The organism is Nostoc sp. (genome assembly GCF_035638895.1).
In the GTDB taxonomy this organism is placed as follows: domain Bacteria; phylum Cyanobacteriota; class Cyanobacteriia; order Cyanobacteriales; family Nostocaceae; genus Nostoc.
Genome location: NZ_DASQZC010000074.1, coordinates 1 through 12,053, shown reverse-complemented (window position 1 = coordinate 12,053; position 12,053 = coordinate 1). Strand labels below are relative to the sequence as shown.

The window sequence follows — 12,053 nt, the reverse complement described above, 5'->3', positions numbered from 1 at the left end:
CTTGCTGAAAGAAAGTAAGACTGACAACGTAAAAGCTAAAACTTACAAGGAAAATCACAACTCATGATCAAGCCATTTCAACCACAACGTCGTACAGTTTTAAAGCGTATTGTCCAATATTCAGTACTGGGACTGTTTACTTTATCATCTTCCTTGGTGGGTAGCCTTGTGCAAAGCACCCAAGCGCAGACAGCCAAAGTAATTAACTTGGCATATCAAAGTTCTGGTGATATTGTCAAGTCCAAAAAAACTGTTGAGCCACGTTTCAAAGCATTGGGTGTAACCGTGAATTGGGTTGGGCCATTCGCAGCAGGGCCGCAATTGATAAAAGCGCTGAATGAAGGTAAGGTGGATATCGGTAATGTCGGAGAGACACCTCCAATATTTGACCAAGCCGCACGCCCAGGCCTCATCCCTGAAGTTGTCTATCTTACTGGACGCACGCCCAGCGATGGTACAAACCAAGGTATTGTGGTAAAAGCTAATTCTCCCATTAAGAAAGTAGCGGATCTTAAAGGTAAGAAAATTGCTTTTCAGGTAGGATCGAATGCACAGTTGTTACTAGCAAAAGCTTTGCAAGAGGTAGGGTTAAAAATTAGCGATATTCAAATCGTTGCTTTGACTCCACCTGAAGCCCGAGACGCTTTTATTCAAGACAAGGCTGATGCCTGGGTGGGTGGCGATCCTCTTTTAGCTGGTGTAGAAAAAACTACCCCGATTCTGAATCTGAGAAATGCAGCGAGAATTAATACTCTCGGCGGGTTTTATATTGGCAGACGTGCATTTATCACCCAAAATCCGCAATTGGTGCGAGTGTTTTTAGAAGAAGCACAGAAGGTAGGAGAAGAGGCTGAAAAAAACCCAAGCGTTTATGCCAAAATTTTAGTTGATGAGCAAAAATTAGATCCATCAGTTGCACAAAAGGTGGCAAGCCGTCGTACTTATAGATTGAGAAGGCTGACACCTGCGATCATTGCCGAACAGCAAGGCGTTGCTGATTTCTATTTTGCAGAAAAAATCATCTCGCGTAAGATAGATATCAAACAAGGGATTCTTTCTGATCTAGTATATAAAGCTATCATACCTGATAATATCAAGTAATAGTGAACAGATATATCTAGGTTGATTCAGCTATTAACTCGGCTGGCTCTATTCGTTTGGCAAAATGCTTGTGAATTTATGCTGAAAGCAGCTATTACACTATAGCGGAAGTTTAGCTAACTTAACAACGGGCTTAACAAGTTCCTCAACCAACTTGTTAAGCCTATTGTCTGGTTAATTGAGATGGACGATAGGCGGATTAGCAAAAATCGAGGAAGAAACAAGCGATCGCAAACCTCTCTAGAGATGTGATTTGCTAATAACAATTAGTTGTAACTAAAATATTCCAGTAATGAAAATACCATTTATTCCACAACGCCGCACAGTTTTAAAACGCATTGTCCAATTTTCTGTATTGGGATTATTTATATCAACTCCCTTATTAGGTAGCTTAGTAAATAACGCTCAAGCACAAAAAAAAGCTGGTTTTACTGCTAAAGTTATCAACTTGGCATATCAAACTTCAGGAGATATCGTCAAAGTTAAAAAAGTTGTTGAGCCACGTTTCAAAGCATTGGGTGTGACTGTAAATTGGGTTGGGCCATTCCCAGCCGGGCCGCAACTAATAGAAGCGATGAATGCAGGTAAGGTGGATATCGGCAATGTGGGAGAGACACCGCCAATATTTTCTCAAGCCGCAGGTATCACAGAAGTTATCTATATTGCTGGACGCACACCCAGCAAAGGTGCAAACCAAGGTATTATAGTCAGAGCTAATTCTCCAATTAAGAAGATAGCGGATCTTAAAGGTAAGAAAATTGCTTTTCAGAGAGGATCGAATGCACACTATTTATTAGCAAAAGCCTTGCAAGAGGTGGGGTTAAAAATTAAGGATGTTCAAATTGTTGGTTTGACTCCATCTGAAGCCCGTGACGCTTTTATTCAAGACAAAGTTGAAGTTTGGGTAGGTAGTGACCCTTTTTTGGCTCTTGTGGAAAAAATTATCCCAATTCGTAATCTGAGAAATGCAGCAAGAATTAATACTCTCGGCGGCTTTTATCTTGGTAGGCGTAAATTTGTCACCCAAAATCCCGAATTGGTGCGAGTATTTTTAGAAGAAGCAGATAAGGTAGGAGAATGGGCTGAAAAAAACCCAACTGAAGTTGCTAAAGCTTTTGCTCCCGCACTGAAATTAGATGTATCAGTTTTAGAAAAGGTGGCACGCCGACGTACTTTTAGGTTGAGAAAACTAACACCTGGCATTATTGCCGAACAACAGCGCGTTGCTGACTTTTATTTCCAAGAAAAAATCATTCCCCGTAAAATAGATATTAGAGATGCGATCCTTCCTACTCAACTTGATGTAGCTATTACGCCTGTTCGTCTCAAGTAACGTAAACAGCTATAGACAGGTTTATTCAGCTATTAAGTTAGCGATCGCATCTACTAATTCGGCTGGCTCTACTGGTTTGGCAAGATGCTTGTGAAATCCGGCTGCAAGTACCTGTTTGGCGTTCATTTCTCCAGCATAAGCGGTGAGTGCGATCGCTCGAATTTGCCCTCCTTGTGCTGCTGGTAATGTTCTCAACTGTCGCATGAACATACATCCATCCACTTCTGGCATCCCAATGTCGCTTAAAAGTATATCTGGCAAAGATTGCCTTAAAGCGGCTAGTGCTTTATCTGCTGATGCCACTGCTGTCACATTTGCCCCATACTGCTCTAGCAAGAAGGCAATAAATTCTCGCGTATCTGCATCATCATCCACTACTAAAATATTGACACCATTTAAATTTGAGGATGTCTCTGAGTCGCTAATGTCTTGTTTAATCTCTAATTGATTTTGAATCAACGGGAGTCTCACGATAAAAGTTGCCCCCTGATCTTCTCCCTTGCTTTCTACTTGCACTGTCCCGCCATGTAGTTCGACTAAATGACGAACGATCGCTAACCCTAACCCCAGTCCACCAAACTTTCTGGTGGTGCTGCTGTTCTCTTGGCGAAAATATTCAAACACGTAAGGCAGAAAATTAGGATCGATGCCTTTCCCAGTATCGCTGACGATAATTTGAGCATAAAGCGGAGATTGTTTTGGTATTTCTTTACCCCCTACTCCCAATTCCCTACTCCCTACTCCCCACTCCCTACTCCCTACTTGTTCCACTCGAATATCAACCCGTCCCCCCGTAGGTGTAAACTTAACTGCATTTGAGAGCAAGTTCCAGACGACTTGCTGCAATCGGCCAGAATCACCTAAAACTTGCCCCAAATGTGGTTCCAGGCTGATGTGCATCTCAATTGACTTCGCTTCTGCTGATAACCGCACTGTTTCCATTGCTGCCGAAATCACTGATGTCAAATCAACTGGGTAGATATTTAAGCTAAGTTTACCTTGTAAAATTCGGGAGATATCCAGTAAATCTTCAATCAGTTGAGCTTGTAACCTAGCATTTCGCTCAATAGTCTTCAGCGCCTGAGGAACTGTCTTTTCATCAAGTTTTTTGGTTTGGAGTAGCTTAGACCATCCTAGAATTGGGTTGAGTGGCGATCGCAATTCATGAGAAAGAACTGCTAGAAACTCGTCTTTAATTCGGTTGGCGTTTTCTGCTGCTTCCCGTGCCGTTTGCTCTGCCTCGTATAGGCGGGCCCGTTCCATCGCTTGAGCGCACTGCTGTGCTAGTGCCAGAATAAAGGGTTGGTCATCCTGATTAAACTCCTGAATTTCGGCAAAAGCTAGAGACATGCCACCTATGGCTCGTCCCTCGATGATCAATGGAATTGAAATCCAAGCTTCGTAATTATACCGTGCATACTCCTGAGCTAGATGTGGGTAATGAGCAACCCTTGTTGTTGTTGGCTCTTGCCAGATAGGCTGTTTGGTTCGTACTGCTTCTGCCAGTGGTGCGGATGTATGAATAGAGAATCGACGCCATGAATCTACCGCTTCCTGTTCAAAACCTACTGCACGGATAATTTCTAGTTCAGTGCCGCTTTTAGTCACTAGTGCTACTAAAGCAGAACTAGCTCCCAAAGCTGCCATCCCTTGCTCTACCATTACTTCAGAAACCTGTGCGGGAGTCAGAGATTCAGAAAGTGCGGCGGTAATGGCTTGCAGACGCGCAGTGCGAAATGCTGCCCGTAAAGCCGCTTGTTGAGATTCTTGTGTTTCTGTATAGAGTCGGGCATTATCAACGGCTACGGCAGCACGGCGAGCCAACTCCTGGGCTAACATTAGGCTTTTGGTAGGGTAGCGACGACCTGAAGAAGATACCAAAGTCATAGCTCCCAGCACCCGTCCCGGAACTATAAGCGGTACACTAATGCCGGATGTAGGATTTAGTTCTTGCAAAATTTTTTGATGACTGGCATTATGGCTTACCGCTTGTATCTGTTCATCAGAAATAAAATCAGTAATTTGTGATTTGCCTGTCCGTATTACCTCAGCAATACCTTCTTTTCGTGTCAAATCAGGCGGATAATTTTGTAACTGTTCTACCAATGCTTGTTTTTTTGGATCAGCATGAGTTGCTGCAACCCGGCGGACTAATTGATTGTCACAAATAACATCAACTAAGCACCAATCAGCTATTTCAGGCACTACCAAACGCGCTAAACTGGCTAAAGTTGTCTCGTAGTCTAATGATGCAGCCAAAATCTCACTAGCGTCTGCTAGAAAACGCTGCTCCTCCTCTACCTGCTTGCGCTCTGTAATATCCCGCGAAGACGCTTGCATTTCTAAAATTTCTTTAGTTTGGCGATCGCGAATAGCTCGAATAGTTGCTTCCAACCAAATATAATGTCCGTCTTTGTGACGAGCGCGGTGAGTAATAGTATAAATATCTGGTAAATCGGCATTGACTGGATAATTCCTGGCAATCTCTGCCAAATCGTCAGGGTGAACTAACTCCTGGCTGTGATTACCTACTAGTTCCTCTGGTTGATACCCCAATACTGTGTAGCAAGCTGGGGAAATGTACAGAAGAGTTCCATCTACTGTATGGCGGGAAATAATATCAGTTGAATTCTCAGCCATCAGCCGAAAACACGCCTCACTCTCGCGCAGTTTTGCCTCTGCCTGTTTGCGTACATTAATATTACGGAAATAAAGTGATAACCCTGTGGGTGAAGGATAGGCGCGAACCGCAAACCATGCATCAAAGGGTGGGTAATAATCTTCAAGCTCAAGCGGCATTCCTAGAGCAACTGCCCTTTGATAAAGTTGACCAAAGCTAGTATTAGCCAGTTCTGGAAACTCCTCCCACAAATTTTTTCCGAGCAGATCCTCGCAGGAACGCCCTAGAGTTCTGCTTCCCTCATGATTTAGGTAGGAGAAGCGCCACTCACTATCAAAGGCAAGAAAGCCGTCAGTAATACTTTCTAAAATTTTGGTAACTTGCTCTTTGGCAGCTTCAGCCTCAACACGAGCCGCTTGCTCTCGCTCAAAGAGCTGTTGACGCTCAACTTCTGCTTGCTTGCGAGCAGTAATTTCTTGACAGATTGCACCCACCCAAGTAACATCACCTGGTAGTTGAATCGGATAGTAATTCACCGACCAATGCCGCAGGTTTCCAGGCGCGGCGGGTGTCTCTCCACTGGCCTCTTGGGCAATAGATTCTCCAGTCTCGATTACATGGCGAAAAGCTTCCATGACCGTAGAATCTACCCCCGGTAGCACTTGGGCGACAGTCTTACCGATATGCACCTCTTGGGGAAAACCGTTAATTTCAGCTAAAGCGTCATTCAAGCGAACGTATGTTAATTTCTCATCCCATAGACCAATACCTATAGGTGCGTTATTGAAGAGGGTATCAAGTAGAACGTTAGCTTCAACTAAGCGAGTCTGTTCTGTTTGCAGTAACGCCAGCAATTGCTCACGTTCTGCCTCAGCTTGCTTGCTATCGCTGATATCTACGCACATTCCTACCCATTCCTCGATTTCGCCTGTTTCGTCAAGTATAGGCACACCGCGTATCTTCATATAACGGTATTCGCCGTCATGCCGCAGAACGCGATACTCGGCAACTGCAACGCTGCGTCCAAAAAAAGCCGCTCTCCAAATAGCAGTTACAGATATACGGTCATCGGGGTGCAGTGCGTCAACCCAACCCCATCCTTTGTATTGTTCGGGATTTTGCCCAGTGAACGCCTCCCAAGTCGGAATCTCGTCAACAACGTTGCCCCAAGCCCCCGCCCTCCAGACGATGGATGCGCTTGCTTCTGCCAGTGAGCGGTAGCGTGCTTCACTATGACGCAGATTTTCTTCTACTTGCTCCTGTTCGCCCAAATATTGCCGCAAATCTGTAACCTCTTGAGCTTTTAGATGATCAATTAAATCTTTAACAAGGGGAAAATTTTCTTTCTCAATCGAGACATCTGAGGTTTCAAAAATCCGGCGATGTGCTAATCAGTTTTCCTATCGGTTTATTGTGGAACGAAACCCCTAATATCGTTGCCAGTTTTACCTGTGGAAGTTTGAGGTACTGCCGAGTCTAACGAACGAACTATGCAATCCTTGGCTGTTCGATTGCAGGCATAAGCTAAATATTATTTTTATTTTTTTAGTAGATATTGGAATATAGCAGATGCTATAACTCTCACTACATCTATCTAGAGTTATAGAGGTTGTAAGTTGATGATTATGTACTACATCAACTATTAGGCAACCTATTTAAGCTAGTAATAGAGTTGTTTCAATCTAGGGAATGAAAACATGAGAGTTTGGCTTGCCTGCTTTTTAGTGCTGTTTGCTTTGGCGGAACTGTTTGACTGGTTAAAAAAATTTAATTTGCCATTACCTATCTATATTTTGGGTGGCGCTTTTTTAGCTGTTGCTTCTAACTATGATAAGATATTCGACTCCTATTTTGCTGATTCAAGCATTGAAGCATCACTCGAACAATCCAAGTTAGATTCACTAACCCCATCTACTAATCCTATTTCTTTCCCAGTTGCCAGTCCTATTGAAGATGCTCAAACATCTCAAACGGATGATTAGCTGCATAGCGCGTAGGCGTAGCCCGTCGTAGACATCGCTTATCTAATCTCTAAGCAGCAAGCAAACTGCTACAGTAATATAGAAGCTCAGGTTAATAGCTTTTAACTTAGAGTCAGAAAACTAACTTCTGCGCCTGCAACATCTACCCAATTCAGGCTACCGCCGCAACGCCGTGATTAGTGGACTATTAGAAAAATTCCGTGCGCCTTTTGTCAAAGTTCAGGATTCCCGTGAAACTTCCAAGAGCAAAAGCTGGTTGCAAATGATTTTAGTTACCAGTGTAGGAGTCACCGCCTTTATCTGGGGAGTTCGGGAACTCAAATGGTTGCAGCCTTGGGAGTTGAGAGTTTATGATCAGATGTTGCGATCGCGTCCATCAGAAGCACCTAAACGGCGGATTTTGCTAGTAAAAATCACTGACGAGGATCTTAAACTAGATAAATGGACTATATCAGATCGTAGAATCAATCAGCTATTAAAAAAAATAGAGTCTTATCAACCGCGAATTGTTGGTTTATATCTTTTCCAACCAGAAAACAACTATTTGGCGGCTAATTTGCAAAATAAAGATAACATCTTCAGCACTTGTTTATTCAATACATTGGGTAAAGATGAAATTCCACCACCGCCAAATTTTCTTATAGATAATGTTGGGTTTAGCAATGTGGTTGCTGACAATGAAAACGACCAAATTCTCCGCCGCAGTTTGTTATTTGTTCACTCTCCAGAAAAAAAATGTACAACATCATTTGCATTTGGTGCGCTCATAGCAATTAATTATTTAGATAAACAAGGCATTAAATATGACTTTACGAATAAAGGAGATTTTCAGTTAGGTAAAAGCCTCTTTCCGCGTTTACAAGCTAATTCCGGTAGTTACAAACATCTGGATACAGATGGCTATCAAATATTATTAAATTACCATCACCCCAACGGCCTCGCTGACGAAGTAACCCTCGCACAAGTCCTCAATGGACAAGTCAAACCCAGTTTAATCAAAGATCGCCTTGTAATTATTGGCACTACAGCAGCTAATTTCGCTCAAAGTAGCTTTTATACACCCTACAGTGCTTTGCCAGATCAACCACCTAGAATGCCTGCTCTGTTTATTCATGCACAGATAGCAAGTCAACTCATCAGTACAGTGTTAGATGGGCGACCTATAATTTGGTATTGGCCAGACTGGGCGGAACTTATTTGGGTGTGGGGCTGGTCGCTTTTAGGCGGAATTATAACATGGCGATGGCAAAATCCTTTGCTTTTGCTAATGGTGGGAGGGACAACTCTACTTGGCTTAGTAGGAATCTGCGTTGCTTTGTTTTTACAAGGCGGATGGATACCATTAGTTCCCTCTGGCCTCGCTTTGGTAACTAGTAGTATCTTTGTAATTGCTTATACTAGCTATCAAAATCAGCGACAAACTCAGGTGATTATTCTGCAAGTTGAAAAACAACAAGAAGCGATCGCTCAATTAAATGTACTTTTAGAAGATAAAACAGCACTTCCCGACTCCTATCTTGATTTTCCTCCTCCAGTTGATTCATCAGAAAGAAAATCAGGTGATTTGCTTTTGGGTGGACGCTACAAAATCTCTCAAATTCTCGGTGCAGGTGGATTTGGCCGCACTTATTTAGCACAGGATACTCAACGCCCAGGTAATCCGATTTGCGTAGTTAAAAAGTTAATGCCAGCCCGTCAAGATACAAGATTTTTGCAAGTTGCTCGCAGGTTGTTTAATAGTGAAGCTGAAATTTTACAATGTTTGGGTAAACATCATCAGATTCCCGAACTACTTGCTTATTTTGAAGATGACCAAGAATTTTATTTGATTCAACAATATATTGAGGGACATACCCTAAGTGAAGAATTACCACCTGTGCGGAATGTGCAGAACGAATCATTTGTAATGGAGATGCTCAAACAAGTTTTAGAAGTTCTAGAATTTGTTCACCAGCATCGAGTGATTCATCGTGATATCAAACCGGCTAATATTATTAGATGCGTTCAAGATAATCGGTTGGTATTGATTGACTTTGGTGCTGTCAAATTGATGCAACCGCCAAATAGCGAACAAACAGAATTAGCTACAGTAGCCATCGGGACGCGGGGTTATGCACCTCCAGAACAATTTGCTGGTCATCCGCGCTTATGCAGTGACATTTACGCTTTAGGAATGATTGCCATTCAAGCCATAACAGGGATACCACCCCAAGACCTCCACCCAGATCCAGAAACTGGTAATATTATGTGGCGGCAAACGGTGCAAGTGAGTGAAGAATTAGCGGCAATTTTAGATAAAATGGTTTGTTATCATTTTAGCGATCGCTATCAATCAGCCACCGCAGTTTTACAAGATTTAAAACGTCTGTAGCCCCAATACGGTTCGGTTAAGGTTATTGGTGGGTGTTATGGTGTGTAGAGACGTTTCATTGCAACATCTCTACAAGGGTTATCGATAGATACTTAGTTATTAATGCTATTTATCTTTAGCCCATATTGACCTTGTTTTTCTATAATCTGAGTCAATATTTTGTGGCAATGACAGTCACTTTCACATTGATGTAATATGTCTTGTGGAGCAATTGAACTAGAACCTAAAGCCAGACATATTTTTCCAGTACAAGTAAGCTTGAAATAGTCTCTTAAATTACTTTGGGGAGGCAATTCGTTAATTTGATAATTTGTTAAAGGTTCAATAAACCCTAATACTCGTAAATGTCTCAATTGTTGCTCACACGATTGTTCTTTTTTATACGGAAACTGTCTTTTATCTTTTTCAGCATTAAATAAATGTTCCAGAGTTGTTCGCTCTCCATCGTCTAGCAAGTAGTCAAAAAACTTTCTTTGGTTTTCATCATTTTCTATTAAAGTTCCTAGTAAGGCTAAAGCTTTTGACTCCTTTTGATTAGCCTCTATATTAGCTTTAATTTTACTATTTACTAGGTTAAATTCTACTCCATTGCTACCAAATTGCAATTTTTCTAGTCTTTCAAGAACTGAAGAGTTTAACAATAATACAATTGTTAAAAGTCCTACTTCTGTTGTATCTAATCGCCGATTTTTATCAAGTCCTTTAGCTGGAATAAAAAATAAGTAACCTAAAACCAAAACACTTATTATTCTAAAACCAATGTTGACGAAATTGCTTAGTCTAGGCTGAAAAGAATTTTTAACTTTTTCAAAATTGTTCTGATTCATACTACATTATTCTCTGAATATAATTGACTTTTGTTTTAGAGAAAGTAATTGCTCACAAGTAGGTTTGAAAAAATAAATAGCTAGTTACATCGAAAAAGGACATAGCTTATTACCCTGTTATTATCTCTGGAATACATGAAGATATTTAGCTCAACTTATTGCAGAACTGATAACAGTTGACTTTTCACAGGATCTGGAAAACCTCACTTCTATTTTTCTCTGCTAAAACGAGAAAAACTTTAAATTTTCCCCCTTAAAGCATCGGGAAGAGAGTTAAGTGTTTCGTGGGTTTCTCCACATGACTTAAACCACAATGAGCAAAAAACTAATACCATTTCAAGTGATGATTGCAACATATCGTTGGGTAAAGACGCGATGAATCGCGTCTCTACAAATGGTCTATTTGTCCCATTCTTTTTTGAAATTGGTATAACACTTTATGTCTACATCCTGAAGCTATAGTTTTTCGGATATCTTCCCAAATTTCTGATTAACACTTATGACAATACTCCTCGGTTGAGCCTAAGCGTTACCCAACGAATGGCAAAATACCATTTTTTCCTACAACAGCTTTCTTGTGAAGCGTTGCTGCCGGAGTGCGAACCAGTATAATAGCCTGGATGTTCTTTAAAAAATTCGCCGCCAATAACTCTTCCCTAGCGTCCTTAGCGTCCTTAGCGGTTCGATATCCTAAACCATGTCCACTCAACCCACAATCCAAAGCATATACACCGATGGTGCTTGCACCGGGAACCCTGGCCCTGGCGGTTGGGGAGTTGTCGTCTACTTCAACGATGGTTCAATCCACGAAATGGGCGATGCATCCCCTCATACCACTAATAATAAAATGGAAATGCAAGCTGCGATCGCAGCCCTCCAATTTTTGCAAACATCTCAGCAAACCCAGCCCATCACCCTTCATACCGATAGCGAATACCTAATTAACTGCGTTACCAAGTGGGTGAAAGGCTGGAAAAAGAAAGGCTGGAAAAAGTCAGATGGTAAACCCGTCCAAAATCAAGAGCTTTTGGAAACTCTTGATGAACTCAATACCCAACAGGTAAAATGGCAACATGTTAGGGGACATTCTGGTAACATAGGTAACGAACGTTGTGATGCGATCGCTCGCACTTATGCCAGTGGTAAAATTCCTTCGCTACAACAATTAACTCCGACAAATTTTTATAAATCTTTACCTTCCACAAATGACCTAAATGTAGCAAAAGTAGCTGATTATGAAAAAAATTCTCGAATAATTAACCAAAGTCCGCAACAAATCAGTACTTCTGCACCAGAAATAACCGTTATGGAACCATCTACTGGGCCAACTGCGGCCGCAACCGATGAAAAACCGCCAGAAATGAGGGTTTCGCAACTCCGCAGCTTGGTCGAAACTCTGCGTATCGCTGACGAAATTTCAGAAAAAGGCTACTTAATCACCAGTTCTGAGTTAGCAGACTTAATGGATGTCCACGCCAGCGCTGTTACCAGTCGGGGAGATCAATGGCGCTGGCGAAACTGGATTGTGTCACGGGTACGCCGTGAAGGAAATCAAATTCTTTGGGAACTGGAACGCGGGGATCAAGTAGGAAGTGAAGAGGAGTAGGGAGTAGAGAGTAGGGAGCAGGGGGAGCAGGGGAAGATTGAAGAAAGGGACAAGGGGACAAGGGGACAAGGGGACAAGGGGACAAGGGGACAAGGGGACAAGGGGACAAGGGGACAAGGGGAGGAATTCAGATGGGGATTCAGACCCCACCTGATTTAAGTCCACCAAAAAGTGGTGGGGGTCTTAAACCCTTGGGCGTTGCCGCACGACTTG

Annotated in this window: 7 protein-coding genes; 5 read left to right on the top strand and 2 right to left on the bottom strand. The window is 42.2% G+C overall.

Going from position 1 to position 12,053, the window contains the following annotated elements:
- The first annotated feature begins 63 nt into the window (after window positions 1-63).
- Both VE944_RS03335 and VE944_RS03330 read left to right on the top strand, forming a co-directional pair.
- Window positions 64-1,101 carry an aliphatic sulfonate ABC transporter substrate-binding protein gene (locus VE944_RS03335; protein ID WP_324972244.1) on the top strand — a complete coding sequence of 346 codons (1,038 nt, stop codon included), beginning with the start codon at window positions 64-66 and terminating at the stop codon, window positions 1,099-1,101.
- A gap of 292 nt (window positions 1,102-1,393) precedes the next feature.
- Complete coding sequence (locus VE944_RS03330; RefSeq protein WP_324972241.1) at window positions 1,394-2,434, top strand: aliphatic sulfonate ABC transporter substrate-binding protein; 1,041 nt, start codon at window positions 1,394-1,396, stop codon at window positions 2,432-2,434.
- A 21-nt stretch (window positions 2,435-2,455) separates the two neighbouring features.
- On the opposite strand, the gene VE944_RS03325 is transcribed toward VE944_RS03330, so the two are convergent.
- A complete protein-coding gene (locus VE944_RS03325; RefSeq protein WP_324972238.1) occupies window positions 2,456-6,337 on the bottom strand; it encodes a hybrid sensor histidine kinase/response regulator in 3,882 nt (1,293 codons plus the stop codon).
- 414 nt (window positions 6,338-6,751) lie between these two features.
- On the opposite strand from VE944_RS03325, the gene VE944_RS03320 reads away from it, so the two are divergent.
- Both VE944_RS03320 and VE944_RS03315 read left to right on the top strand, forming a co-directional pair.
- Window positions 6,752-7,036, top strand: a complete 285-nt coding sequence (locus VE944_RS03320; RefSeq protein WP_324972235.1) for a hypothetical protein — start codon at window positions 6,752-6,754, stop codon at window positions 7,034-7,036.
- Window positions 7,037-7,208: 172 nt separating this feature from the next.
- Complete coding sequence (locus VE944_RS03315; RefSeq protein WP_324972232.1) at window positions 7,209-9,407, top strand: CHASE2 domain-containing protein; 2,199 nt, start codon at window positions 7,209-7,211, stop codon at window positions 9,405-9,407.
- Between the two features lie 92 nt (window positions 9,408-9,499).
- Here VE944_RS03315 and VE944_RS03310 read toward each other — a convergent pair whose 3' ends face one another.
- Window positions 9,500-10,234, bottom strand: coding sequence for a hypothetical protein (locus tag VE944_RS03310; RefSeq protein WP_324972228.1), 735 nt, complete (start codon window positions 10,232-10,234; stop codon window positions 9,500-9,502).
- A 697-nt stretch (window positions 10,235-10,931) separates the two neighbouring features.
- Here VE944_RS03310 and rnhA point away from each other — a divergent pair.
- Entirely contained in the window at window positions 10,932-11,840 is a 909-nt protein-coding gene (rnhA, locus tag VE944_RS03305; protein ID WP_324972225.1) for a ribonuclease HI, read from the top strand.
- Window positions 11,841-12,053: the final 213 nt, after the last annotated feature.